Below are 25,244 nucleotides of genomic sequence, written 5' to 3' on the forward strand. Positions count from 1 at the left end.
GATGTATTTAAAACGTTTAGAAGTCATGGGATTCAAATCGTTCGCCGACCGGATCGGCATCGATTTCGTTCCGGGCGTGACCGCAGTGGTCGGGCCGAACGGCAGCGGCAAGAGCAACGTAACCGATGCCATCCGCTGGGTTCTCGGCGAACAATCGGCAAAATCGCTGCGCGGGGCAAAGATGGAAGACGTCATTTTTGCTGGCAGCGATTCCAGAAAGCCGTTGAATTTTGCAGAAGTCACTTTGATCCTGGATAATACGGACGGCCAAGTCCCTCTCGATTACAGCGAAATCAGCGTAACGCGGAGGGTTTTTCGCAGTGGCGAAAGCGCGTATTTGCTGAACAAGCAAAATTGCCGGCTGAAGGACATCACCGATCTGTTCATGGACTCCGGCCTTGGCAAAGAGGCCTTCTCGATCATTTCCCAAGGGCGAGTCGATGAAATCCTCAACAGCAAAGCCGAAGAGCGCCGCTCGATTTTCGAAGAAGCCGCGGGTGTGCTGAAATACAAGCAGCGGAAGCGGAAAGCGGAATCGAAGTTGAACGAAACCGATGAGAACTTGAACCGGGTTCTCGATATCCTCCACGAACTTGACGGCCGCATGGAACCGCTGCAGATCCAGGCATCGGCAGCCAGTGATTTCCTGGACATGAACGAGCAGCTGAAAGATGCGGATATCGCGCTTTTGGCGCACGACATTTCGCAGCTTCAGCATGAATTGGCAGGACTGGACGGAGAAGCGAAAGCGCATGCCGATAAAGAGCGGCAGCTCGCAGTCGAGATTGAAGAAAAAGAAGCTGCGGTTTCAGGTATACGTGCGGCTTTGAAAGCCCTCGACAGCCGCATTGACCATTCGCAGAATGCGCTGGTCGTTGCCAGCGGGGAAAGCGAGAAATGGGAAGGCCGCAAGCTGCTGATGTCCGAGAAGAAAAACAATGCCCACCGGCAGGCGCAGCAGCTGTCCGGGAATCTTGAAGCGGAAAAGCTGGAGAATGCCGCGCTTGCGAAAAAACACAGCGAGCACCTGGCTCTCCTCGAAGCGCGTAAAGCGGAGCAGCAGGCCATACGCCGGACGCTCAAAGCGTTGGAAGACCAATTGAACCGAACGCCTGCGGACATCGATCAGGACATTGAAGAGCATAAATCCGCCTATTTCGATTTGATGAACGAACAGGCAACCGTGAAAAATGAATTAAAAAATATTGAGCTGCAGGAAAAGCAATTATCGGATTCAAGCAGCCGCATAGCGCTCCAAGAAGCGGATTTCTCTTCTGAACTGGAGAAGCTTGAAAAAGAGAAGCAGGCAGCGGAAGCGAAACATAAGGAAATCCAGCATTTGCTCGAAGAAAAGCGTGCGCAGTACAAAACAGCCGAAGCGGCTTTTCTGTCGGCAAAACAGGCATTCGATAAAAAGCAGACAATGCTTTTCCAGGCGTATCAGTCCCAGAAGCAATTAGGTTCGCGCATCGATACGCTCCAGGAGCTGGAAGCGGACTTCTCCGGATTTTTCCAAGGCGTCCGGGAAGTGCTTGTTGCCCGTGACAAAGGCCAGCTTGGCGGCATTGTCGGAGCGGTTGCGGAAATCGTCCAAGTGGACCAGGATTACGCAAAAGCGATCGAGACCGCATTAGGGGCTGCAAGCCAGCACATCGTCACCGAAGGGGAACAGCATGCCCGGGAAGCGATTGAATTCCTGCGGAAAAAACGCGCAGGCCGTTCGACGTTCCTGCCTATGACCGTCATGAAATCGCGGAAGCTGGCACCTGGCAGCATCGCGTCGATCCAACAGCATCAGTCATTTGTCAAAATGGCCTATGAACTGGTCGGCTTTGATGACGCGTACAGCATGATTGTCGAGAATTTATTGGGCAATGTCATCATCGCCACCGATCTGAAAGGGGCATCCGCCATCGCCAAAATGACCATGAACCGCTACCGGGTCGTGACGCTTGAAGGCGACGTGGTGAATGCCGGCGGTTCGATGACCGGAGGCGCCAATAAAACACAGGCGTCGTTCTTCACGCGCAAAGCGGAACTGGAAGGATTGGTAGCCCAGCTGAAAGAGCTCGACAGCACTGTGCAAGGGGCGGAAAAGACGATCCGGAAAGAACAATCGGAAGTCAATGCATTGGAACAGCAGCTCAACAATTTGCGGTCAGAAGGTGAAAAGTACCGCGACCTTGAATCGGAACGCGCCATGATTTTGCGGGAAGTGGAAGCGGTCTTCAAAACGACCAAGGAGCGCTATCGCCTTTTCCAGGCGGAACAGAGCAGCCGGACGATCGATTTGACGGCAGTAGCCGAAAAGCGGGATTCCGCAACGGTGCGCCTGGCCCAGATCAGCGGGGAACTCTCGTCCATCTCACAGCAAATTGATGAATTGACGCAGCTCAAGCAGCAAAGCGACACGGCGCGTGACAGCGTCATGAGCAAATTGGCGGACCAGAAATCGATGTATGCCGTCATGAAGGAACGGGTGGCGCAGCTGACCGAAAGCGAAGCCGAGCTCCTCGAACGCAAGCTGAAGAGTGACCAGAAACTGGAAGCGATACAGAAAGAACTGAATTGGATCCAATCGGAAGAAGCGGCAAAAGTGTACTCCGATGAAGAAATCCTGGCAGAGATCGAAAAATGGAGCGGCCAGAAAAAAGCGGAACAAGGGACAATCGAAACGCTGAAGTCCGAACGGACCGCGAAGCAGGAAGAGCTCAATGCGCTCGAAGAGCAGCTGAAAGAGACCCAGCGGATCTACAAAGGGTACGTCGAAGCCATCCGCATCTGCGAAGTCAAAGCGACCCGCATCGATGTCCAGATCCAGGGATACCTCGCGCAGCTTGAGAACAACTACCAATTGTCGCTCGACGAAGCCCAGCGCTTCAGCTTGCACGATGAGGAAAGTGCTGTTAGGCGCAAAGTGAAGCTGCTGAAGCAGTCGATCGAGGAATTGGGGCCGGTCAATATCGGGGCCATCGAAGAATTCGAGCATGTCTCCGAACGCCACAGCTTCCTGACCGAACAGCGCAACGACCTGAACGAAGCCAAGGAAACTTTGCGCACCGTCATCCGTGAAATGGATGAAGAAATGACAAGCCGGTTCGACGAGACGTTCCACGCCATCCGCGGCCATTTTCAGCGGGTGTTCAAGGAGTTGTTCGGAGGCGGCTCAGCAGATCTCGTATTGACGAATCCCGATGATATGCTGCTGACCGGCGTCGAGATCATTGCACAGCCACCGGGCAAGAAACTGCAGACCCTTAGCCTGCTGTCCGGCGGGGAACGTGCGCTTACGGCCATCGCGCTGCTGTTCGCCATCCTCAATATCCGCCCGGTGCCGTTTTGCGTACTGGATGAAGTGGAGGCGGCGCTTGATGAATCGAATGTCGTCAGATACAGCCAGTATTTGAAGAAATTCAGCGCGGACACGCAATTCATCGTCATCACGCACCGCAAAGGCACAATGGAAGGCGCGGATGTGCTGTATGGCATTACGATGCAGGAATCAGGCATCTCGAAGCTGGTATCTGTTAAACTGCAGGAACAAACTTAACCGAGGAGTGAAGTAATGAGTTTCTTTAAAAAGCTGAAAGATAAATTTGCCGGCAATGCCGAAGCTGAAGAGTCGACAGAGAAGTACAAAGAAGGGCTCGAAAAGACCCGCACCGGCTTTACATCAAAAATCAACGACCTGGTCGCTAAATACCGCAAAGTCGATGAAGATTTCTTCGAAGAACTTGAAGAAATCCTTCTTCAGGCAGATGTCGGATTCGAAACCGTGATGGAATTGATGGATGAACTGCGCTATGAAGTGCAGCGCAAAAATGTAAAAGACACCTCATCGGTGCAATCGGTCATCTCTGAGAAACTGGTGGAAATCTACGAAGCCGGCGAAGAAGAAACGACCGGGCTGAACTTGGACAACGAGTTGACCGTCATTCTTTTTGTCGGCGTCAACGGCGTCGGCAAGACGACCAGCATCGCGAAACTTGCCCACCGTCTGAAAGGCGAAGGGAAGACGGTGCTGCTGGCGGCAGGCGATACGTTCCGGGCAGGGGCGATCGAACAATTGGACGTCTGGGGCAAACGCGTCGGCGTGGATGTCATCAAGCAAAGCGAAGGGTCCGACCCGGCAGCAGTTATGTACGATGCGGTCCGCGCGGCCAAATCGCGCGGTGTCGATGTCTTGATCTGCGATACGGCAGGGCGGCTTCAAAACAAAGTGAATCTGATGAAAGAACTGGAAAAAGTCCATCGCGTCATTGCACGCGAGATTCCGGGTGCGCCGCATGAAGTGCTGCTCGCACTGGACGCCACAACTGGCCAGAACGCGCTCATCCAAGCGGAAATGTTCAAAGAAGTGACGGATGTGACAGGCATTGTCTTGACGAAGCTGGACGGCACCGCAAAAGGCGGCATCGTGCTGGCCATCCGCAGCAAATTGAAGATTCCGGTGAAATTTGTCGGGCTCGGCGAGCAAATGGACGACCTGCAGCCGTTCGATCCGCAGAAATACGTGTACGGCCTGTTTGCAGAAGGGCTGGACCGGGAAGAAGCGATGGAATCGGCTGAGGGAGACAAGTAAAATTACTTGACGCTTCAAACGGTTTTCAGTATCGTAGATAGAAGAGCAAACGAGGTGAACTGCAATGATGGGGCTGGAAAAAACGACACGCATGAACTACCTGTTTGATTTCTATCAGGAATTGCTGACACCTAAACAGCGCAGTTATATGGAGCTTTATTATCTGGACGACCATTCCCTCGGGGAAATCGCGGAAGCCTATGATATTACGCGGCAAGCGGTGTACGACAACATCCGCCGGACCGAGGCGATGCTCGAAGAATATGAGCACAAGCTGCAATTGTTCGAGAAGTTCCAGAAACGCCAACAGCTCGTAAAAGAGTTCGAAAAACATCCATTTACAGACGAACGGGTAGGGGAATTCCTCACCCAGCTGAAAGAATGGGATTAGGAGGCGAAAGCAATGGCATTTGAAGGATTAGCTGACCGCCTGCAAGGCACTGTCCAAAAGATCAAAGGCAAAGGGAAAGTGTCAGAGGCAGACGTCAAAGAAATGATGCGCGAAGTCCGTTTTGCCTTGATCGAAGCGGACGTCAATTTAAAAGTGGTAAAAGAATTCGTGAAGAAAGTCAGCGAACGCGCCATCGGCATCGATGTTATGGAAAGTTTGACGCCGGGCCAGCAGGTCGTGAAAATCGTAAAAGACGAATTGACCCAGTTGATGGGCGGCGAGCAAAGCAAAATTGTGTTCTCGACCAAACAGCCGACCGTCATCATGATGGTCGGACTGCAAGGGGCCGGTAAAACGACCACTACGGGGAAACTCGCGAGCCAGCTGCGCAAGAAGAACAACCGCAAGCCGCTCTTGGTGGCGGCGGACGTTTACCGCCCGGCAGCTATTCAGCAGCTTGAGACGATCGGCAAGCAATTGTCGCTCCCTGTCTTCTCGAAAGGCACGGACGTCTCGCCGGTGGAAATAGCCCGCCAAGCGATTGAATATGCCAAAGAACAGCATTTGGACACCGTCATCATCGATACAGCAGGCCGCCTGCATGTCGACGAAGCGCTGATGCAGGAGCTGAAGGACATCCGTGCGCTTAAAGAGCCGGATGAAATTTTCCTGGTTGTCGATGCCATGACCGGACAAGATGCGGTCAACGTCGCACAGAACTTCGATGCGGCGATTGGCATCACCGGCGTCGTGCTGACGAAGCTCGACGGCGATACGCGCGGCGGTGCGGCGCTGTCGATCCGTTCCGTCACCCAGAAACCGATCAAATTTGTCGGGATGGGCGAGAAGCTGGACGCGCTTGAACCGTTCTATCCGGAGCGCATGGCGTCCCGCATCCTCGGCATGGGCGATATGCTGTCGCTGATTGAAAAAGCGCAATCGAACGTGGATGAAGAAAAAGCACGGGAATTGGAAGAGAAGTTCCGGACTTCTTCTTTCACATTCGACGATTTCCTTGACCAGATGAACCAGGTCAAGCAGATGGGGCCGCTCGATGAAATCCTGAAGATGCTCCCGGGCGCCAATAAGATCAAAGGCCTGGAAAATGCCAAGGTCGACGAGAGCCAGATGGGGCGTGTAGAAGCGATCATCCGCTCGATGACGACCCAGGAGAAAACGACGCCGGAGATCATCAACTCCAACCGCCGCAAGCGGATCGCCAAAGGATCCGGCACGACGATCCAGGACGTCAACCGCCTGCTCAAGCAGTTCGAGGACATGAAAAAGATGATGAAACAGATGTCCGGCATGACCCAAAAAGGCAAGAAGAAAATGTCGATGCCTGGTTTGGACTCGCTTTTCAAATAAAATTTTAGGTGTTAAGAAAAAATACTTTACAAACTATTTAAAGCTTGCTAATATAATATCTTGTGTGAAACTATTCGGAGGTGCTTTAAGAAATGGCAGTAAAAATTCGCTTGAAACGTATGGGAGCTAAAAAGTCTCCTTTTTACCGTATCGTAGTTGCTGATTCACGTGCTCCACGTGACGGCCGTCAAATCCAGACAGTAGGTACTTACAACCCGCTGACAGTTCCAGCTGAAGTTAAAATCAACGAAGAATTGGCGTTGAAATGGCTTCACGATGGCGCAAAACCATCTGACACTGTCCGCAACTTGTTTTCTAAAAACGGCATTATGGAAAAATTCCATAACGAAAAATTAAGCAAGTAAGGGAGACTTTCTTATGAAGCAGCTGATTGAAGACATTGTGAAACCATTGGTTGATCATCCGGATGATGTACGCGTCGAAACCGACGAAAATGCAAGCCGTATTGTCTACAAGCTTTCTGTGAATCAAGACGATACAGGGAAAGTGATTGGTAAGCAAGGACGGGTGGCGAAAGCGATCCGCTCCATCGTGTACTCAGCAGCAGGCAATTATCATAAGAAAAAAACTTACGTCGATATTGTGGATTAGCAAAAAAGGGAGGAGCCTAGGTTCCTTCCTTTTTTGTCAGTCTGGATTGAATTTGCAAAGGAGTTTAGCGCATGGAATGGTTTAATGTAGGAAAAATCGTGAACACTCACGGAATCCGCGGAGAAGTCCGGGTATTGTCCCGTACAGACTTTCCGGATGAACGTTTTGCGGTCGGCACAAAGCTTGGGCTGTTCAAGCCGGATGCGAAAAAACCGATCATGGTGACCATCGCAAGCCACCGCCAGCATAAGAATTTCGAGCTGGTGACCTTCGAAGGCTATCCGAACATCAACGATGTCGTCGAGTTCAAAGACTCGTATTTGCGCATTGCTGAACACGATCTGACGGAACTTGAGGATCATGCCTTTTATCACCATGAAATCATTGGCTGTACCGTCTACTCGGAAGAGGGGCGTGAAATCGGGAAGGTCAGCGACATTTTGGAGACCGGCGCGAACGATGTCTGGGAAGTGACCCCGAAAACCGGGAAAAAGCATTACATCCCTTATATTGAAGACGTCGTCAAAGAAATCGATGTCGATGAAAAGAAAATCACCATCGAAGTGATGGAAGGCTTGTTGAACGAATGAATATAAATGTTCTGTCGTTATTCCCGCCGATGTTCGAGGGCGTTTTCAGCCAATCGATTATGAAAAAAGCCCAAGACAAAGGGGCCGTAAAACTCAACGTAGTGGATATCCGCGAATTCGCCGACAACAAACGGCAAGTCGACGATTATCCGTTCGGGGGCGGAGCGGGAATGGTCCTGAAGCCGGAGCCGATCTTCAATGCAGTCGAATCATTGGCCGAAGTCAAAAACCCGCGCGTAATCCTGATGTGCCCGCAAGGCGAACGCTTTACGCAGAAGAAAGCGGAGGAGCTTGCAAAAGAAGAAGAGCTCATCTTTATCTGCGGCCATTACGAAGGCTATGATGAGCGGATCCGGGAGCATTTGGTGACCGATGAAATCTCCATCGGGGATTTTGTGCTGACCGGAGGAGAACTGGCGGCCATGACGGTCATCGACAGCGTCGTCAGGCTGCTTCCAGGTGTTCTGGGGAATGCTGATTCCCCTGTGCGCGATTCCTTCTCTACGGGGCTTCTGGAGCATCCTCAGTATACCCGTCCGGCCAATTTCCGCGGATGGACGGTGCCGGAAGTGCTGACTTCCGGAAACCATGGGAAAGTGGACCATTGGCGCGAAGAGCAAGCGCTGAAGCGCACGCTCGAACGCCGACCGGATCTGCTGGAGGAAATCGAACTGACGCCATCGCAGCAAAAGATTTTAGACGGTTTAAAAAAATAAAATGATATACGGAATGTCCCTTGCACAACCTGCGGTTTAGTGATACTATGGAGTCTGTACTTTTATGTGAAGTACAGGATCACGGTGTTCCGCTGCAGCAGCAATTGTGTGCAAGAGCATCTGTAGAAGGAGAGAAAAAACATGCAAAACATTATTGCAGACATTACTAAAGAACAACTTCGTACGGATCTTCCAGATTTCCGTCCGGGAGACACTGTTCGTGTACACGTGAAGGTTGTCGAGGGAACTCGCGAACGGATCCAGGTATACGAAGGAGTCGTAATCGGCCGCCGTGGGGGCGGGATCAGTGAATCATTCACTGTCCGCAAAATCTCTTATGGTGTTGGCGTTGAGCGTACATTCCCTGTACACACGCCGAAAATTGCACAGCTTGAAGTTACTCGCCGTGGTAAAGTACGTCGTGCGAAATTGTACTACTTGCGCAACCTACGCGGTAAAGCAGCTCGCATCAAAGAAATTCGATAAGATTGCACTAGTGGAAGAGGGCGAATGCGCCCTCTTTCTTTTTTGTGCCGACAATACCGGCGGACGGCCTCCCGAGGCCGGCGCGGTCCCGGGGCGAAAGGCTATGAACGCCGTTCGGCCAAGCCTTCCGGGCCTTGCCGGGCCAAGCGCGGCCGCTGTCGCTTTTCTTTGCTAAAAGTGTATAATCCTTGTACAATTAAACCAGAAAGTTTAGGGAGGAACGCGCATGGAACGTGAAGCAAAGAAAAAGAATGAAGTCTGGGAATGGTCTAAAGCGCTGTTGATCGCTTTTGGGCTTGCTGCAATAATCCGGGTATTCTTTTTCACGCCAATAGTTGTCGACGGAGAATCTATGATGCCGACATTGGAACACGGAGACCGGATGATCGTCAATAAAATCGGCTATTCAGTCGGAGAGCCGGACCGGTTCGATATCATCGTTTTCCATGCACCTGAAGAAAAAGATTATATTAAACGTGTGATCGGGTTGCCTGGCGACCATGTCGCTTATGAAAATGACCAGCTTTATATCAACGGGGAAGCGGTGGAAGAACCGTATCTCGATACTTATAAACAGGGCATTACCGGAACGCTGACAGAAGATTTTACGTTGGAGGACATTACGAACCAGAGCACGATCCCGGAAGGATATGTATTCGTGATGGGTGATAACCGCAGACAGAGCAAGGACAGCCGGCATATCGGAATCGTGCCGATAGAGGAAGTCATCGGCAGTACGAGTTTCATATTCTGGCCGATGGAAGAAGCCGGCGTCGTTAACTAAGGAGTGTTTTTATGACGATTCAATGGTTTCCAGGGCATATGGCCAAAGCAAGAAGAGAAGTGACGGAAAAGCTCAAATTGGTGGATATCATTTTTGAGCTGGTCGATGCCCGGCTGCCTTTATCTTCGCGCAATCCCATGATTGATCAAGTCATCAATCAGAAGCCGCGCTTGATCATCTTGAACAAGATGGACATGGCAGATGAAACTGAAACAAAAAAATGGATCCGCTATTTTGAAGAGCAGGGCACACGTGCCGTCGCCATCAATTCCCTCGAAGGAAAAGGGCTGCAGGCGGTCACGAAAGCGTCCAAGGAAATCCTCGAAGAAAAATGGAACCGCATGATTGCAAAAGGCATCAAACCGCGTGCTATCCGGGCGATGATCGTCGGCATCCCGAATGTCGGGAAATCGACGCTGATCAACCGCCTGTCGAAGAAAAGCCTGGCCAAGACCGGCAATATGCCGGGCGTTACAAAAGCCCAGCAATGGATCAAAGTCGGCAAGGAAATCGAACTTTTGGATACACCCGGCATTCTTTGGCCGAAATTCGAAGACCCGGAAATCGGTTTCAAATTGGCTGTTACCGGCGCCATAAAAGATTCGGTCATCCAGATGCAGGAACTGGCGATTTATGCGCTGAAATTCCTGGAGCAGCGGTACCCGGAGCGGTTGAAAGAGCGCTATGGCATCGACGCTGTGGATGAAGAGATCGTTAAGACCTTCGACCATATCGGCAAAAAGCGGAGCTTTGTATCGGCGGGCGGGGAAGTCGACTACGAAATGACCGCCGAAGCGATCATCCGCGACATCCGCAATCAGTATCTCGGACGAGTGACATTCGATTACCGCGATGAAATGATCGTTGATGAGGAATAGCATACAGGGCTGAACCCAAGCAATTGGGCTCGGCCTTTTTTTGTTTGCCGGCTACTGCATCCGATTGGGCGCATCCGGAGAAGAGGAAAGGAGCGTGACCGAAATGAAGACGACCGCAGAAATCAAAGAAATGCTGAAGGCGGCGGAAGACTGGCAGCCGTGGATGGAAGCCGTCGAGGCGGACCCGCGCAAAAGCGTACAAGCGCTCGTGGCCAGCTGGCGGAGGAAAAAAGAACAGCGGCAAAAATTGCTTCTTGATCTCGAAACGAAATTGGCATTCGACCGTTCCTTTAAAGGGAATGCAGGCGACTTGGTGTGCGGCATCGATGAAGCGGGGAGAGGGCCGCTTGCAGGGCCGGTCGTCACGGCTGCGGTCATCCTGCCGGAAGACTGCAGCCGGTTGGCCGGGCTGGATGATTCGAAAAAGCTTTCGAAAGCGAAGCGGGAAGGGTTGGCAGAACTCATCAAGGAACTGGCGGTAAGTTACGCAGTACATATCCAGCCCCCTGAAAAGATCGACGAGCTGAACATCTACCAGGCGACGAAGCGATCGATGGCAGAAGTGGCTGCCCAGCTCCAGCCGGCGCCTGCAGTCATTCTGGCGGATGCCATGATGCTTGAAGGAGGCGTGCGCTGTGAGTCGATCATCAAAGGGGATGCCAAGAGCCTGTGCATCGCCGCCGCTTCGATCCTCGCCAAAACTGGGAGGGATGCCATCATGGATGCATACGCTGCAGAATATCCGGTATACGGATTTGACCGGCATTCAGGCTACGGGACGAAAGACCATGTCGAAGCGCTGAGGCTGCACGGCCCTTGCCCGATCCACCGGAAAACGTTCGAACCGGTGAAGTCCATATTGGAAGCGGAACATTCGCTGCCTTAGGCCGGAGATATTGGAATATTTCAAGTTTTTTGGAGTATAGCCGACAACTGTGGACATTTTATGGCAACTTTAATACAATGGTAAAGGCAATAAAATTACGATACAGATGTTTGATTGGAGGACGAAAGATGAATATCCATGAATATCAGGGGAAACAGATCCTAAAACAATATGGAGTAGCAGTTCCTGAAGGCTATGTCGCTTTTTCACCAGAAGAAGCAGTCAAAGCCGCTAAAGAACTTGGTACTGATGTTGTTGTGGTGAAAGCCCAGATCCACGCAGGTGGCCGCGGTAAAGCAGGCGGCGTCAAACTTGCCAAGAATTTGGATGAAGTGCGCGCTTACGCGAAAGAGCTTCTTGGAAAAGTGCTCGTAACGCACCAGACAGGTCCTGAAGGCAAAGAAGTCAAACGCCTGTACATCGAAGCAGGAAGCAACATCGAAAAAGAGTACTACCTTGGTCTAGTTCTTGACCGCGAAACTTCACGTGTAACTCTTATGGGTTCTGAAGAAGGCGGAATGGACATCGAGGAAGTAGCAGCAAACAACCCGGAGCGCCTCTTCTACGAAGAAATCGACCCGGTTGTCGGCTTGACTGGCTTCCAGGCACGCCGCATGGCATTCAAAATGAACATCCCGGCGAAACTTGTCAATAAAGCTGCTAAGCTGATGCTTGGCCTTTACCAGGCTTACATTGATAAAGATGCTGCAATCGTTGAGATCAACCCTCTAGTAGTTACAGGAGACGGACAAGTTGTAGCATTGGATGCGAAATTCAACTTTGACGCAAACGCATTAGGCCGTCACCAGGACATCATGGAAATGCGCGACTACGACGAAGAAGATCCAAAAGAAATCGAAGCTTCCAAGTATGACTTGAGCTACATTTCTTTAGACGGGAACATCGGCTGTATGGTTAACGGCGCCGGGCTTGCTATGGCAACAATGGACACGATCAACTACTACGGCGGAACACCCGCTAACTTCCTTGACGTTGGGGGCGGTGCGACCGCTGAAAAAGTAACGGAAGCCTTCAAGATCATTCTTTCTGATAAGAATGTAAAAGGGATTTTCGTTAACATTTTCGGCGGAATCATGAAGTGTGACATCATTGCTGAAGGCGTAATCCAAGCTGCCAAAGAAGTCAGCTTGAGCGTACCTCTAGTCGTTCGTCTAGAAGGAACAAACGTTGAACTAGGCAAAAAACTGCTGAACGAATCAGGTCTTGATATCGTCGCTGCCGGCACAATGGCAGAAGGCGCTAAAAAGATCGTAGAACTTGTAGGCTAAGAAGGGCAGGGACAAAAATGAGCGTATATATTAATAAAGACACGAAAGTGCTTGTGCAAGGGATTACAGGGTCAACTGCCCTTTTCCACACAAAGCAAATGCTTGAATACGGAACTAAAATCGTTGCCGGAGTTACTCCAGGCAAAGGTGGCACGGAAGTAGAAGGCGTACCTGTTTTCAATACAGTTGAAGACGCTGTTAAAGCTACAGGAGCAAACGTTTCTGTAATTTATGTACCGGCTCCTTTTGCTGCTGATGCAATTCTTGAAGCGGTTGAATCTGACTTGGATATGGCGATCTGCATCACTGAACATATTCCGGTATTGGATATGGTCAAAGTGAAGCGCTATATGGAAGGCAAGAAAACCCGCCTAGTCGGACCGAACTGCCCAGGCGTCATCACGCCGGAAGAATGCAAAATCGGCATCATGCCTGGCTACATCCACAAAAAAGGGCACGTTGGCGTTGTTTCACGCTCAGGTACTTTGACGTATGAAGCGACTCACCAATTGTCTCAAGAAGGCATCGGCCAGTCGACTGCTGTCGGTATCGGGGGAGATCCGGTCAACGGAACAAACTTCATCGATGTTTTGAAAGCATTCAACGAGGACGAAGATACTTACGCGGTTGTCATGATCGGCGAAATCGGCGGCACAGCTGAAGAAGATGCTGCTGCTTGGGTCAAAGAAAACATGACAAAACCGGTTGTCGGCTTTATCGGCGGACAAACGGCTCCAGAAGGAAAACGCATGGGCCACGCTGGTGCGATCATTTCCGGAGGTAAAGGTACAGCTGCAGACAAGATCAAAGCAATGAACGAAGCTGGCATCCAGGTTGCAGAAACGCCATCAGTAATCGGTGAAACTTTAATCCGTGTCATCAAAGAAAATGGCTTGTACGACCGCTGCAAAACACATTAATATAAGAGTAAGGCGCATCTTGCTGATGCGCCTTCTTTTTATCCCAAAAAACAAGGAGGAATAAGATGAACGAAGATTTCTTGCAGCGCCTGTACGCACTTCATTACGTCTACCCCAAACCGCTCAACCGTTTAAAGAGATTGATGGCGGACGATCCCGAACTGATCGCTCTCGGCAAGAAGAGCTCCGCTGAACTGGCATTTATTCTTCAGATCAGCCAAGGGCAAGCCGGAAAGTTGAAATCGGCTTATCTCGAAGCGCTGCGGATTCCGTTTCGGGACATCTACGCCAAACATAAGATAACCCCCGTATCTTATCAGCATCCTTATTACCCCGAATCTTTGACGGAGCTGGCCGATCCCCCAGCCGTGCTTTACGCGAAAGGCCGTCCCGAGTTGCTTCTTTTCCCCCGGAAGCTGGCAGTGATCGGCTCGCGCAAAGCCACTCCATATTCCCGTACAGCCATGAATGCCATTTTGCCGGAACTTATCGACGAAGGGTTCCTGATCGTCAGCGGGTTGGCGAAAGGCGCCGATGCGATGGCCCATGAAACTGCCATCAAACTCGCCGGCGAAACCATTGCGGTTTGCGGCAGCGGCTTTTTGCATCCCTACCCGAGAGAAAATACCGGACTGCATAATATAATAGAAGAAAAATTTTTAGCCATTACGGAATATCCGCCTTATATGCGCCCGGAGCGCTGGAATTTCCCCATGCGCAACCGGATCATCAGTGGATTGTCCCGAGGCGTACTCGTGACGGAAGCGCGGCCGAAAAGCGGTACGCTGAGCACGATTGAACATGCCCTCGACCATGGAAAAGATGTTTTTGCAGTGCCGGGCGACATCCGGTCCCCGCTGTCGGAAGGCCCCCATAAATTGATTCTGGAAGGCGCAAAACCGGTCTGGAAAGGCAGCCAAATTGCAGAGGAATACAGGCAATTGACGGTTGAAAAATAATGGCTTAAAACGAAAAGCCTTGCAATCCGGTAAAAACTGTTATACATTTTGCATCAGGTAATTCTTTTAGCAAATTTTAAGAAACCTCTATGAGGAGGAAAAAGTATGGCGGATTTTTTGGTGATTGTTGAATCGCCGGCAAAGGCGAAGACAATTGAACGGTATTTAGGGAAAAAGTATAAAGTCCGCGCGTCATTGGGACATTTGCGCGATTTGCCCCGAAGCCAAATGGGAGTAGACGTAGAAAACAACTACGAACCCCGGTATATCACGATCAGAGGCAAAGGCCCGATTTTACAGGATTTGAAAAAAGAAGCGAAAAAAGCGAAAAAAGTTTTTCTGGCGGCTGACCCGGATCGCGAAGGGGAAGCAATTGCATGGCACTTGGCCCATGCCCTTGGAGTGGATCAGGACTCGGACTGCCGGGTGGTATTCAATGAAATTACAAAAGATGCCATCAAGGAATCGTTCAAACACCCAAGGAAAATCGATATGGATCTCGTGGATGCCCAACAGGCACGCCGCATCCTCGACCGGCTGGTAGGCTACAGCATCAGTCCGCTTCTTTGGAAAAAAGTGAAAAAAGGCTTGTCGGCTGGACGCGTCCAGTCGGTAGCCCTCCGCTTGATCATCGACCGGGAAAACGAAATCAAGGACTTCGAACCGGAAGAATACTGGTCCATCACGGGCGAATTTGAAAAAGCGAAAAAGAAATTTGAAGCCCAGTATTACGGCACAGCAGACGAAAAAGCGAAACTGCAGAATGAAGAAAACGTGAAAGCCGTCATGGCCACCATGAAAGGCGACGACTTCACTGTAAACCGCGTTGTCAAAAAGGAAAGAAAGAGAAATCCTTCCCCTTCTTTTACAACTTCATCCCTCCAGCAGGAGGCTGCCCGCAAACTGAACTTCCGTGCGAAAAAGACCATGATGCTGGCACAGCAGCTTTACGAAGGTATTTCCGTCGGGAAAGAAGGCATCACCGGGTTGATCACATACATGCGTACGGATTCAACGCGTATTTCGGATACCGCGAAAAGGGACGCTCTTGACTTTATTACGCAGAATTATGGAGACGACTATGTCACGAAAACGACTGCGGCCAAACAATCAGCAAAATCGCAGGACGCCCACGAAGCGGTGCGCCCGACAAGTGTCATGCGGACGCCGGAATCGCTGAAGAGCATCCTGTCCCGGGACCTTTACCGATTGTATAAATTGATATGGGACCGCTTTGTGGCAAGCCAGATGTCGCCTGCCATTCTTGATACGGTGATGGCCGAGCTGCAAAACGGCGAAGCGGTGTTCCGGGCGAATGGGTCACAGGTGAAATTCCCGGGCTTCATGAAGCTTTATATTGAAGGAACTGATGACCAGAAAGACGAAAAAGACAATATTTTGCCTGAGATGGCAGAAGGTGATATTGTAAAAGCTGTCGGCATCGAGCCGAAACAGCATTTCACACAGCCGCCTCCGCGCTATACCGAGGCGCGCCTGGTTCGCACGCTTGAAGAGCTAGGCATAGGCCGCCCGTCAACATATGCCCCGACCTTGGACACAATCCAGAAACGCGGATATGTTGCGCTAGATGCGAAACGGTTCATCCCGACTGAACTGGGCGAAATTGTGCATGCATTGGTTCTTGAATTTTTCCCGGATATTCTGAACATCGAATTTACGGCGAAGATGGAGCATGACCTCGACAGCGTCGAAGACGGCGAAATCGAATGGAGAGACATCATCGATGCGTTCTTCAAAAATTTCGAAAAAGATCTTGAAGTGGCCGAGAACGAAATGGAAAAAGTCCAGATCAAAGATGAGCCTGCAGGGGAAGACTGCGAACTTTGCGGATCCCCGATGGTGTTCAAGCTGGGGCGCTACGGCAAATTCATGGCCTGCAGCAATTTCCCGGATTGCCGGAATACGAAAGCGATTGTCAAGCACATCGGCGTTACATGTCCGACATGCAAAAAAGGCGAGATCGTCGAGCGGAAGAGCAAAAAACGCCGCGTATTCTACGGTTGCGACCGCTACCCGGAATGCGAATTCGTTTCATGGGACAAGCCGATCGAACGGCCATGCCCGAAATGCAGCGAATTGCTCGTAGAGAAAAAAGTGAAAAAAGGCGTGCAGATTACGTGTACGAAATGCGACTATAAAGAAGAAGTTCAATAATCGATAGAGGTGTTTCAGAATGGAAAAGTATGTAAATATAATTGGGGCTGGCCTCGCAGGGAGCGAAGCGGCTTGGCAAGTAGCAAAACGCGGCATCAATGTCCGGCTTTATGAAATGCGTCCGGTGAAGCAGACGCCTGCACACCACACGGATAAATTTGCGGAATTGGTATGCAGCAACTCGCTCCGCGCCAATTCATTGACAAATGCAGTAGGCGTCATCAAGGAAGAAATGCGCCAGCTCGATTCCGTTATCATCGAGTCGGCAGACAAGGCTTCTGTCCCTGCAGGCGGCGCATTGGCAGTTGACCGCCACGAATTTGCCGGCATGGTGACCGATAAAGTCCGGAACCATCCACTGGTTGAAGTGATCAACGAAGAAGTCACAGAAATCCCTGAAGGCATCACGATTATCGCTACGGGGCCGTTGACTTCTCCGGCGCTTGCTGAAAAAATCCGTGATTTGACCGGCCAAGACTATCTTTACTTCTACGACGCGGCAGCGCCGATCATTGAAAAAGACAGCATCGATATGGACAAGGTCTACTTGAAATCCCGCTACGACAAAGGGGAAGCGGCTTACTTGAACTGCCCGATGACAGAAGAGGAGTTCAAGCGCTTCCACACAGCGCTCGTCGAAGCGGAAGTGGTTCCGTTGAAGGAATTCGAAAAAGAGATTTATTTCGAAGGCTGCATGCCGGTTGAAGTGATGGCGGCGAGAGGCGAGAAAACGCTGACGTTTGGCCCGATGAAACCGGTCGGACTGGAAGACCCGAAAACAGGCAAGCGCCCGTATGCAGTCGTCCAGCTGCGCCAGGATGACGCAGCTGGTACGCTTTACAACATCGTCGGTTTCCAGACGCATTTGAAATGGGGACCTCAGAAAGAGGTCTTGAAATTGATCCCGGGCCTCGAGAATGTGGAAATCGTACGCTATGGTGTGATGCACCGCAACACATTCATCAATTCACCGAAAGTGCTCCAGCCGACATACCAGCTGCGAGCCAACCCGACCATCTTCTTTGCCGGGCAAATGACCGGCGTGGAAGGCTATGTCGAGTCGGCAGGAAGCGGTTTGCTGGCCGGCATCAATGCGGCCCGTATGGCGCAAGGAGAAGAGTTGATCGTTATGCCGGCTGAAACGGCCTTAGGCAGCATGGCGCGCTATATCACAGAAGCGGACAGCAAAAACTTCCAGCCGATGAACGTCAACTTCGGCCTGTTCCCGGACCTCGGGGAACGCATCAAATCGAAGCAGGAACGCGCAGAAAAACACGCAGACCGGGCGTTGAAAGCTATTCACAATTTTATGAATACCGTAACTGTTTAATTGATAAAAGCCTCTAAATGTTGTTATAATTTAGAGGCTTTTGTATTTGCGGAAAAGGTGGGCTCACGAGAAATGGATAAACACGGACTGCTTAAATCTTACATGGCCTACATCCAACTTGAAAAAAATTATTCCGAACACACCGTCCACCACTATGAGAAAGACTTGGAGGATTTTTTTCTGTTTATGGAACAGGAAGGAATCGGTGAATTGCAGGAAGTGGAATACCTGCACGCGAGAAATTATGTTACGAAGCTTTATGAAACGAAGCTGTCACGCACCACCATATCCCGGAAGATTTCATCTATCCGTTCCTTTTTCCGGTATGGCAGCCGGGAGTTTGGGCTGAGCGAAGCGGCTTTCCGGTCGCTCTATCACCCGAAGAAAGAAGAACGGCTGCCCCAATTCTTCTATGAAGAAGAGATGGAAGTGCTGTTCAAATCGGTCCAGGGAGAGGATAAGCTGTCCAAACGGAACACCGCGCTGCTGGAATTGCTGTATGCGACCGGCATGCGGGTCAGTGAATGCGTGTCGATCCGGATGCAGGATCTTGACCGGACGATGCATATCGTCAAAGTCATGGGGAAAGGCCGCAAAGAGCGCTACATTCCGTATGGCGGGTTTGCACACGATGCCTTGGAACATTATATCGAAGAAGTGCGTCCTAAGCTGATGAAGAAGCAGGATCACCAAAGCTTATTCGTCAACAACCGCGGCGAACCGGTAACGGACCGCGGCATCCGCCATATACTGAACGAATGCATGAAAAAAGCGTCCGCCAATTCGGCGATCTATCCCCATATGATCCGCCACACGTTCGCAACGCATTTATTGAACAACGGGGCGGACATGCGGACGGTCCAGGAACTTTTGGGCCATTCACATCTGAGTTCCACCCAAGTCTATACTCATGTTACAAAAGAGCATTTACGGAAGACCTATTTGAATTCACATCCAAGAGCTTAGAGAGGGGATATCCAAATGCACGAATTTCATGCAACCACGATATTTGCAGTACGGCATAACGGGGAATGCGCGATGGCCGGCGACGGGCAAGTGACATTCGGCAATGCAGTTGTCATGAAGCACACGGCGCGGAAAGTGCGGAGGCTATACAATGGCAAAGTATTGACCGGATTTGCGGGTTCCGTGGCGGATGCCTTCACGCTATTTGAAATGTTCGAAGGCAAGCTGACGGAATACAACGGAAACCTCCAGCGCGCAGCAGTCGAACTTGCAAAGCAATGGCGCGGCGATAAGATGCTCCGCCAGCTTGAAGCGATGCTGATCGTCATGGATGCAGATGAGCTTCTGTTGGTTTCCGGAACCGGGGAAGTCATCGAGCCTGATGACGGGATCCTGGCCATCGGCTCGGGCGGGAATTACGCACTGGCAGCCGGCCGTGCATTGAAGAAATATGCAGGCGACAAACTGACTGCTTATGAAATCGCCCAGTCTGCACTGGAGACAGCAGCGGATATTTGCGTCTACACCAACCATCAAATCGTAGTGGAGGAGCTGGCGAAATGAAAAAACAGCAAGATCTGACTCCTAGGCAAATCACAGACCATCTGGACCGGTATATTGTCGGGCAGAAAGATGCGAAGCGCTCCATCGCGATTGCACTCCGCAACCGCTACCGCAGAAGCCGTCTCGATGACGAATTGCGCGATGAAGTGATACCGAAAAATATTCTGATGATCGGGCCGACAGGCGTCGGCAAGACGGAAATCGCCCGCCGGATCGCCAAACTGACCGGTGCCCCTTTCGTTAAAGTGGAAGCGACCAAATTCACGGAAGTCGGCTATGTCGGCAGGGACGTGGAATCGATGGTGCGCGACCTGGTGGAAGCGGCTGTCCGCATGATCAAAGAAGAGCGTTTTGAAGCGGTGAAAGAGCAGGCGGAAGCAGCGGCGAACGACCGCATCGTCAAATTGCTCGCCCCTTCCTTGAAGAAAAAGCCGAATGGCCAGAATCCGCTCGAAATGCTTTTCGGGCAGAAGATGGACCAGGAAGAGGAAGATCCGGTGGCTGAAGTGGAAGTGCGGGTCAAGCGCCGTGAAATTGCAGCTGACCTCAAAGCTGGAAAGCTGGAAGAAAACTGGCTGACTGTTGAAGTTTCGGAAAACATTCCGAGTATGTTTGACGCCCTGCAAGGTTCGGGAATGGAGCAGATGGGTGCGAATATGCAGGACGCCTTGTCTTCTTTGATGCCGAAGAAAAAGAAAAAACGCAAAGTCCAAGTGAAAGAAGCACGCCGGATACTGGCTGCTGAAGAGGCGGCTAAACTGGTTGATGACGAGGAAGTGGCGGCAGAAGCCATCGAGCGGACCGAACAGCAGGGCATCATCTTCATCGATGAGATGGATAAGATTGCGAGCAAGAACAGCTCATCTTCGGCGGATGTTTCGCGCGAAGGCGTGCAGCGCGATATTCTTCCGATTGTGGAAGGATCGACCATCAACACGAAATACGGCGCCGTGAAGACCGATTATGTGCTGTTTGTGGCAGCAGGGGCATTCCATATGTCCAAACCGTCCGATCTGATTCCGGAATTGCAAGGGCGCTTCCCGATCCGCGTGGAGCTGCAGAAGCTGGAAGTTGATGATTTTGTCAAAATCTTAACAGAACCGAAGCATTCATTGATAAATCAGTACAAAGCACTTCTCGAAACAGAGGGAGTTGTGATAAACTTCAATGATGCGTCAATTATTAGACTGGCTGAAATCGCCTATGATGTGAACCAGGAGACCGATAATATCGGTGCCCGACGGCTTCACACCATTTTAGAACGCTTATTGGAGGAGCTGTCATTTGAAGCAAGTGAAATTTCGCCTGCCCAAATCGACATCACGCCTCAATATGTGAATGAAAAGCTTGAAAATGTGGCAAAAAACAAAGATTTGTCACAATTTATCCTGTAATTCAAGGCGTTTCAGTATCTTTAAAGAGTAAAAACCTTTAGAATATTTAATAAATACTGCATGAAAACCGTAGGAGGTTCATTTAAATGAATTTATTGGAAAAAACAAGAAAAATCAACTCAATGCTTCAAGCAGCGGCAGGGAAACCTGTGAACTTTAAAGACATGGCTGAGACATTGAGCGAAGTAATTGAATGCAACACGTTCGTAGTTAGCCGTAAAGGTAAATTGCTAGGATTTGCTGTCAGCCAGCAAATCGAAAACGAACGCATGAAAGGGATGCTCGAAGAGCGCCAATTCCCGTTGGAATACACACAAAACCTTTCAAACATCACTGAAACGTCTGCTAACCTTGATGTAAACAGTGAACACACAATCTTCCCTGTCGAAGAGCGTGAATTGTTTAAAGATGCTTTGACTACGATCGTTCCGATTATCGGCGGCGGCGAGCGTCTGGGCACATTGCTACTTGGCCGCGTCAAAGAAGAATTCCATGACGATGACCTTATTCTTGCCGAATACGGTGCGACTGTAGTCGGCATGGAGATCCTTCGCGAAAAAGGCGACCGCATTGAAGAAGAAGCACGCAGCAAAGCGGTTGTTCAAATGGCGATTTCTTCGCTTTCATACAGTGAGCTTGAAGCGATCGAGCACATTTTTGAAGAGCTGGACGGCAACGAAGGCTTGCTTGTCGCTTCAAAAATCGCTGACCGCGTCGGCATCACACGTTCTGTAATCGTCAACGCACTCCGCAAACTTGAAAGTGCCGGCGTTATCGAATCACGTTCGCTTGGGATGAAAGGGACATACATCAAAGTATTGAACACGAAATTCCTTGCAGAGCTTGAACAATTGAAAATGAACTAAGCATAAAATCTAAAGCGCCGGATCCTTTCCGGTGCTTTTTTATTTTGCTTTCTTTGCTGGCTTCATCGTTCCGGTGCTCCGTATTCTAAATGAACTATCCAGATGAATTAGTGGGAAGCGAATGCCCGAAGCGTTTCCGCTAATTTATAAGAGAAACTTGTTGCGGTCCGTATGAGGGCCGTGGTATAATTTCAAATGGTGTTAAATACACACGCATTCGGATTTGTGCCGCAGGTGCTTTTTCAAAAGTAACGGTACAGAGAAGAAGAATGCGGAGGGAAAAAATAACCTATCAGGAGGAAACACACATGTCAGTAATTTCTATGAAACAATTGCTTGAAGCTGGTGTACACTTTGGCCACCAGACTCGCCGTTGGAACCCGAAAATGAAAAAATATATTTTCGTTGAGCGTAACGGTATCTACATCATCGACCTTCAAAAAACAGTCCGCAAATTGGAAGAAGCTTATAACTTCATGAAACAAGTGGGCGAAGAAGGCGGTAAAGTACTATTCGTTGGAACGAAAAAACAAGCTCAGGACGCGATCAAAGAAGAAGCTGAACGTTCTGGCAACTACTACATCAACCAGCGTTGGTTGGGTGGAACACTTACAAACTTCGGTACAATCCAAAAACGTGTGAGCCGTTTGAAACAGATCGAGCGCATGGAAGAAGATGGAACTTTTGAAGTTCTACCGAAAAAAGAAGTAGTTCAATTGAAAAAAGAACACGAACGCCTTGTTAAATTCCTTGGCGGTATCCGTGATATGAGTTCACTGCCGGACGTTATGTTCGTAGTTGACCCACGCAAAGAACGCATTGCTGTTGCAGAAGCAATGAAATTGAACATCCCGATCGTAGGTATCGTTGATACAAACTGCGACCCTGATGAAATCGATTATGTAATTCCTGCAAACGACGATGCAATCCGCGCTGTTAAACTTTTAACTGGTAAAATGGCGGACGCTTTGCTTGAGTCTAAACCGGAAGAAGACGAAGAAACTCCAGCTGAAGCTGCTGAGTAATTCACAAGTGTTACAGGTGATAAGCGGCGAAACCCACTTATCACCTTTTTTTGAGAAATTGTTCATATCCTAAGGAGGAATTCAATCATGGCAGTTACAGCACAAATGGTAAAAGAATTGCGTGAAAAAACAGGCGCAGGTATGATGGATTGCAAAAAAGCGCTAGTGCAGACAGATGGCGACATCGACGCAGCTATCGACTTCTTGCGCGAAAAGGGCCTTTCAAGCGCTTCTAAGAAAGCAGACCGCATTGCTGCTGAAGGGATTACAAACATCCTTGTGAAAGACAACGAAGCTGTAATCTACGAAGTGAACGCGGAAACTGATTTCGTTGCTAAAAACGAAGGCTTCCAGACACTTGTAAAAGAATTGGGCGAGCATTTGATCGACACGAAGCCAGCTACAATTGAAGAAGCTACTGCTTCAACAATGTCAAACGGCTTGACTGTTGCTGACCACATCTCGAACGCAATCGCGAAGATCGGTGAAAAAATCACTTTGCGCCGTTTCGAAATCCGCACAAAAACAGATGCTGACGCTTTCGGTCCTTACCTGCACATGGGCGGCCGCATTTCAGTATTGGTTGTACTTGAAAACTCTACAAACGCAGAAGCTGCACGCGACATCGCGATGCATATCGCTGCTTTGAACCCGAAATACGTTTCACGCGACGAAGTGTCAGCTGACGAAGTTGAACACGAGCGCAAAATCTTGACTGAGCAAGCTCTCAACGAAGGCAAGCCAGAAAACATCGTTGCGAAAATGGTTGAAGGCCGCCTTGGCAAATATTTCGAAGACGTTTGCCTTTTGGACCAAGCGTTCGTTAAGAACTCTGACCAGAAAGTACGTGACTTTGCAGCTTCAACTGGCGGAACAGTAAAAGAATTCATCCGCTACGAAGTCGGCGAAGGCATCGAAAAACGCGAAGATAACTTTGCTGATGAAGTTATGAGCCAAGTCAACAAAAAATAAGTTCGAAAAGCATATGATCCACCCAGGGAACACAGCATGTGTTCCCTATTTTTCAATAAAAGTGTAATGGAGGGTACCGATGAGTGTTCAACAATATAAACGCATTGTATTAAAACTTAGTGGAGAAGCGATGGCTGGGGAAAAGGGATTCGGTTTATCTCCTGAAATCATCAAATCGGTGGCTAGCCAGGTGAAAGATGTAGTGGAACTTGGTGTGGAAGTGGCAGTTGTGGTCGGCGGCGGCAATATCTGGAGAGGCAAGATCGGCTCTGAAATGGGCATGGACCGTGCCACTGCAGATTATATGGGAATGCTCGCAACAGTGATGAATTCTCTGGCGCTGCAAGATTCCTTGGAGAAACAGGACGTCGAAACCCGCGTGCTTTCTTCTATTGAAATGCGCCAGGTAGCCGAACCTTATATCCGCAGACGGGCGATTCGCCACTTGGAGAAAAAGCGTGTTGTCATTTTTGCGGCAGGCACCGGCAATCCTTACTTCTCAACCGATACGACAGCTGCACTGCGCGCTGCAGAAATTGAAGCTGATGTCATTCTGATGGCTAAAAACAATGTGGATGGCGTTTACTCAGCGGATCCGAAAACAGACGTGGATGCAGTGAAATACGAAGAATTATCGTATTTCGACGTCATCCAGCAAGGCTTGCAGGTCATGGATTCCACCGCTTCTACCCTATGTATGGACAATGACATCCCACTCGTAGTATTCTCAATTATGGAAAACGGAAATATAAAACGGGCTGTTCTCGGTGAAAAAATCGGGACAGTGGTGAGGAGAACATTATAATGCCAAAAACAGTGATGAACGATACGAAGACGAAAATGGAAAACGCACTTTCAGCTTTTTCACGTGAACTTTCTTCCATCCGTGCTGGACGCGCAAACCCTTCAATTCTAAACAAATTGACAGTGGATTATTATGGTGCACCTACTCCGATCAACCAAGTGGCCGGTGTTTCCGTACCGGAAGCACGCTTGATCATGATCCAGCCTTACGACAAATCGGTCTTGGGCGACATCGAAAAAGCGATCCTGAAGTCTGATCTTGGGTTGAGCCCGTCGAACGATGGCTCTGTCATCCGCCTGGCGATTCCGGCATTGACAGAAGAGCGCCGCAAGGATCTGGTCAAGCAAGTGAAAAAAGAAGCGGAAGAAGCGAAAGTCGGAATCCGCAACATTCGCCGCGATGCGAACGATGATCTTAAGAAGCTTGAGAAGAAAAGTGAAATCACAGAAGATGATTTGCGCAGCTATTCTGACGACGTTCAGAAATTGACGGATTCGTACATTGCGAAAATCGATGATGTGGCGAAAGACAAAGAAAAAGAGATTATGGAAGTTTAAACAGAACTTTTAATCACGCAAAGCGTCCTGTCTAGCAGGACGCTTTTTTTCTGCCAAAAATGTGGCAACAGCCAGAAAGAAAGCGCACAACCCTGTTTTTTTTGATATGATAAGCTTTAGACATGCCGA

At 49.9% G+C, this 25,244-nt stretch carries 25 protein-coding genes; all 25 read left to right on the plus strand.

All coding sequences use genetic code 11. The annotated features are described in order from the left end of the window. Position 1: 1 nt before the first annotated feature. A complete protein-coding gene (smc, locus tag ACTL32_RS11850) occupies positions 2-3,550 on the plus strand; it encodes a chromosome segregation protein SMC (RefSeq protein ID WP_441341694.1) in 3,549 nt (1,182 codons plus the stop codon). Positions 3,551-3,565: 15 nt separating this feature from the next. Continuing rightward, complete coding sequence (gene ftsY / locus ACTL32_RS11855; protein WP_441341695.1) at positions 3,566-4,582, plus strand: signal recognition particle-docking protein FtsY; 1,017 nt, start codon at positions 3,566-3,568, stop codon at positions 4,580-4,582. A 67-nt stretch (positions 4,583-4,649) separates the two neighbouring features. Next, positions 4,650-4,973 carry a putative DNA-binding protein gene (locus ACTL32_RS11860; RefSeq protein ID WP_204892700.1) on the plus strand — a complete coding sequence of 108 codons (324 nt, stop codon included), beginning with the start codon at positions 4,650-4,652 and terminating at the stop codon, positions 4,971-4,973. Positions 4,974-4,985: 12 nt separating this feature from the next. Next, positions 4,986-6,341 (plus strand): signal recognition particle protein, encoded by a 1,356-nt coding sequence (gene ffh / locus ACTL32_RS11865; RefSeq protein WP_204892516.1) that lies wholly within the window; start codon positions 4,986-4,988, stop codon positions 6,339-6,341. Between the two features lie 92 nt (positions 6,342-6,433). Beyond that, a complete protein-coding gene (gene rpsP / locus ACTL32_RS11870; protein WP_204892515.1) occupies positions 6,434-6,706 on the plus strand; it encodes a 30S ribosomal protein S16 in 273 nt (90 codons plus the stop codon). 13 nt (positions 6,707-6,719) lie between these two features. After that, positions 6,720-6,953, plus strand: coding sequence for a KH domain-containing protein (locus ACTL32_RS11875; RefSeq protein ID WP_204892514.1), 234 nt, complete (start codon positions 6,720-6,722; stop codon positions 6,951-6,953). A gap of 71 nt (positions 6,954-7,024) precedes the next feature. Further along, positions 7,025-7,543 carry a ribosome maturation factor RimM gene (gene rimM / locus ACTL32_RS11880; protein WP_204892513.1) on the plus strand — a complete coding sequence of 173 codons (519 nt, stop codon included), beginning with the start codon at positions 7,025-7,027 and terminating at the stop codon, positions 7,541-7,543. Continuing rightward, on the plus strand, positions 7,540-8,259 hold the full coding sequence (gene trmD, locus ACTL32_RS11885; RefSeq protein ID WP_441341696.1) for a tRNA (guanosine(37)-N1)-methyltransferase TrmD: 720 nt from the start codon (positions 7,540-7,542) through the stop codon (positions 8,257-8,259). Before rimM ends, trmD begins: the two co-directional genes overlap by 4 nt. 141 nt (positions 8,260-8,400) lie before the next feature. Continuing rightward, positions 8,401-8,745 carry a 50S ribosomal protein L19 gene (rplS, locus tag ACTL32_RS11890; RefSeq protein WP_204892511.1) on the plus strand — a complete coding sequence of 115 codons (345 nt, stop codon included), beginning with the start codon at positions 8,401-8,403 and terminating at the stop codon, positions 8,743-8,745. A 226-nt stretch (positions 8,746-8,971) separates the two neighbouring features. Beyond that, a complete protein-coding gene (gene lepB, locus ACTL32_RS11895; RefSeq protein WP_204892510.1) occupies positions 8,972-9,529 on the plus strand; it encodes a signal peptidase I in 558 nt (185 codons plus the stop codon). A gap of 11 nt (positions 9,530-9,540) precedes the next feature. Then, entirely contained in the window at positions 9,541-10,407 is an 867-nt protein-coding gene (gene ylqF / locus ACTL32_RS11900) for a ribosome biogenesis GTPase YlqF (RefSeq protein ID WP_441341697.1), read from the plus strand. 103 nt (positions 10,408-10,510) lie between these two features. After that, on the plus strand, positions 10,511-11,293 hold the full coding sequence (locus tag ACTL32_RS11905; RefSeq protein ID WP_441341698.1) for a ribonuclease HII: 783 nt from the start codon (positions 10,511-10,513) through the stop codon (positions 11,291-11,293). Between the two features lie 128 nt (positions 11,294-11,421). Continuing rightward, entirely contained in the window at positions 11,422-12,582 is a 1,161-nt protein-coding gene (gene sucC / locus ACTL32_RS11910; RefSeq protein ID WP_204892507.1) for an ADP-forming succinate--CoA ligase subunit beta, read from the plus strand. A 17-nt stretch (positions 12,583-12,599) separates the two neighbouring features. After that, complete coding sequence (gene sucD / locus ACTL32_RS11915) at positions 12,600-13,502, plus strand: succinate--CoA ligase subunit alpha (RefSeq protein ID WP_204892506.1); 903 nt, start codon at positions 12,600-12,602, stop codon at positions 13,500-13,502. 65 nt (positions 13,503-13,567) lie between these two features. Next, complete coding sequence (gene dprA, locus ACTL32_RS11920) at positions 13,568-14,461, plus strand: DNA-processing protein DprA (protein WP_441341699.1); 894 nt, start codon at positions 13,568-13,570, stop codon at positions 14,459-14,461. 105 nt (positions 14,462-14,566) lie between these two features. Beyond that, a complete protein-coding gene (topA, locus tag ACTL32_RS11925) occupies positions 14,567-16,636 on the plus strand; it encodes a type I DNA topoisomerase (protein ID WP_441341700.1) in 2,070 nt (689 codons plus the stop codon). A gap of 19 nt (positions 16,637-16,655) precedes the next feature. After that, positions 16,656-17,966 (plus strand): FADH(2)-oxidizing methylenetetrahydrofolate--tRNA-(uracil(54)-C(5))-methyltransferase TrmFO, encoded by a 1,311-nt coding sequence (gene trmFO / locus ACTL32_RS11930; protein ID WP_441341701.1) that lies wholly within the window; start codon positions 16,656-16,658, stop codon positions 17,964-17,966. 72 nt (positions 17,967-18,038) lie between these two features. Next, entirely contained in the window at positions 18,039-18,932 is an 894-nt protein-coding gene (gene xerC, locus ACTL32_RS11935) for a tyrosine recombinase XerC (RefSeq protein ID WP_441341702.1), read from the plus strand. 15 nt (positions 18,933-18,947) lie between these two features. Next, complete coding sequence (gene hslV, locus ACTL32_RS11940; RefSeq protein ID WP_204892501.1) at positions 18,948-19,496, plus strand: ATP-dependent protease subunit HslV; 549 nt, start codon at positions 18,948-18,950, stop codon at positions 19,494-19,496. After that, on the plus strand, positions 19,493-20,890 hold the full coding sequence (gene hslU / locus ACTL32_RS11945; protein WP_441341703.1) for an HslU--HslV peptidase ATPase subunit: 1,398 nt from the start codon (positions 19,493-19,495) through the stop codon (positions 20,888-20,890). The genes hslV and hslU overlap by 4 nt, the downstream gene beginning before the upstream one ends. A gap of 86 nt (positions 20,891-20,976) precedes the next feature. Next, positions 20,977-21,756: a GTP-sensing pleiotropic transcriptional regulator CodY gene (gene codY, locus ACTL32_RS11950; protein WP_441341704.1), complete on the plus strand. Its 780-nt coding sequence runs from the start codon at positions 20,977-20,979 to the stop codon at positions 21,754-21,756. 308 nt (positions 21,757-22,064) lie between these two features. After that, a complete protein-coding gene (gene rpsB / locus ACTL32_RS11955) occupies positions 22,065-22,781 on the plus strand; it encodes a 30S ribosomal protein S2 (RefSeq protein WP_204892498.1) in 717 nt (238 codons plus the stop codon). An 87-nt stretch (positions 22,782-22,868) separates the two neighbouring features. Continuing rightward, positions 22,869-23,753, plus strand: coding sequence for a translation elongation factor Ts (gene tsf / locus ACTL32_RS11960; protein ID WP_204892497.1), 885 nt, complete (start codon positions 22,869-22,871; stop codon positions 23,751-23,753). 79 nt (positions 23,754-23,832) lie between these two features. Next, entirely contained in the window at positions 23,833-24,558 is a 726-nt protein-coding gene (gene pyrH, locus ACTL32_RS11965; protein ID WP_204892496.1) for a UMP kinase, read from the plus strand. Continuing rightward, entirely contained in the window at positions 24,558-25,115 is a 558-nt protein-coding gene (gene frr, locus ACTL32_RS11970) for a ribosome recycling factor (protein ID WP_204892495.1), read from the plus strand. Before pyrH ends, frr begins: the two co-directional genes overlap by 1 nt. Positions 25,116-25,244: the final 129 nt, after the last annotated feature.

Origin of the sequence: Planococcus sp. FY231025 (assembly GCF_052078085.1) — a bacterium.
Classification (GTDB): Bacteria; Bacillota; Bacilli; order Bacillales_A; family Planococcaceae; genus Planococcus.

Bases quoted from the DNA above. Each gene is read 5' to 3' on its own strand.
- smc (WP_441341694.1), top strand. From the start codon at position 2: ATGTATTTAAAACGTTTAGAAGTCATGGGATTCAAATCGTTCGCCGAC.
- ftsY (WP_441341695.1), top strand. From the start codon at position 3,566: ATGAGTTTCTTTAAAAAGCTGAAAGATAAATTTGCCGGCAATGCCGAA.
- ACTL32_RS11860 (WP_204892700.1), top strand. From the start codon at position 4,650: ATGGGGCTGGAAAAAACGACACGCATGAACTACCTGTTTGATTTCTAT.
- ffh (WP_204892516.1), top strand. From the start codon at position 4,986: ATGGCATTTGAAGGATTAGCTGACCGCCTGCAAGGCACTGTCCAAAAG.
- rpsP (WP_204892515.1), top strand. From the start codon at position 6,434: ATGGCAGTAAAAATTCGCTTGAAACGTATGGGAGCTAAAAAGTCTCCT.
- ACTL32_RS11875 (WP_204892514.1), top strand. From the start codon at position 6,720: ATGAAGCAGCTGATTGAAGACATTGTGAAACCATTGGTTGATCATCCG.
- rimM (WP_204892513.1), top strand. From the start codon at position 7,025: ATGGAATGGTTTAATGTAGGAAAAATCGTGAACACTCACGGAATCCGC.
- trmD (WP_441341696.1), top strand. From the start codon at position 7,540: ATGAATATAAATGTTCTGTCGTTATTCCCGCCGATGTTCGAGGGCGTT.
- rplS (WP_204892511.1), top strand. From the start codon at position 8,401: ATGCAAAACATTATTGCAGACATTACTAAAGAACAACTTCGTACGGAT.
- lepB (WP_204892510.1), top strand. From the start codon at position 8,972: ATGGAACGTGAAGCAAAGAAAAAGAATGAAGTCTGGGAATGGTCTAAA.
- ylqF (WP_441341697.1), top strand. From the start codon at position 9,541: ATGACGATTCAATGGTTTCCAGGGCATATGGCCAAAGCAAGAAGAGAA.
- ACTL32_RS11905 (WP_441341698.1), top strand. From the start codon at position 10,511: ATGAAGACGACCGCAGAAATCAAAGAAATGCTGAAGGCGGCGGAAGAC.
- sucC (WP_204892507.1), top strand. From the start codon at position 11,422: ATGAATATCCATGAATATCAGGGGAAACAGATCCTAAAACAATATGGA.
- sucD (WP_204892506.1), top strand. From the start codon at position 12,600: ATGAGCGTATATATTAATAAAGACACGAAAGTGCTTGTGCAAGGGATT.
- dprA (WP_441341699.1), top strand. From the start codon at position 13,568: ATGAACGAAGATTTCTTGCAGCGCCTGTACGCACTTCATTACGTCTAC.
- topA (WP_441341700.1), top strand. From the start codon at position 14,567: ATGGCGGATTTTTTGGTGATTGTTGAATCGCCGGCAAAGGCGAAGACA.
- trmFO (WP_441341701.1), top strand. From the start codon at position 16,656: ATGGAAAAGTATGTAAATATAATTGGGGCTGGCCTCGCAGGGAGCGAA.
- xerC (WP_441341702.1), top strand. From the start codon at position 18,039: ATGGATAAACACGGACTGCTTAAATCTTACATGGCCTACATCCAACTT.
- hslV (WP_204892501.1), top strand. From the start codon at position 18,948: ATGCACGAATTTCATGCAACCACGATATTTGCAGTACGGCATAACGGG.
- hslU (WP_441341703.1), top strand. From the start codon at position 19,493: ATGAAAAAACAGCAAGATCTGACTCCTAGGCAAATCACAGACCATCTG.
- codY (WP_441341704.1), top strand. From the start codon at position 20,977: ATGAATTTATTGGAAAAAACAAGAAAAATCAACTCAATGCTTCAAGCA.
- rpsB (WP_204892498.1), top strand. From the start codon at position 22,065: ATGTCAGTAATTTCTATGAAACAATTGCTTGAAGCTGGTGTACACTTT.
- tsf (WP_204892497.1), top strand. From the start codon at position 22,869: ATGGCAGTTACAGCACAAATGGTAAAAGAATTGCGTGAAAAAACAGGC.
- pyrH (WP_204892496.1), top strand. From the start codon at position 23,833: ATGAGTGTTCAACAATATAAACGCATTGTATTAAAACTTAGTGGAGAA.
- frr (WP_204892495.1), top strand. From the start codon at position 24,558: ATGCCAAAAACAGTGATGAACGATACGAAGACGAAAATGGAAAACGCA.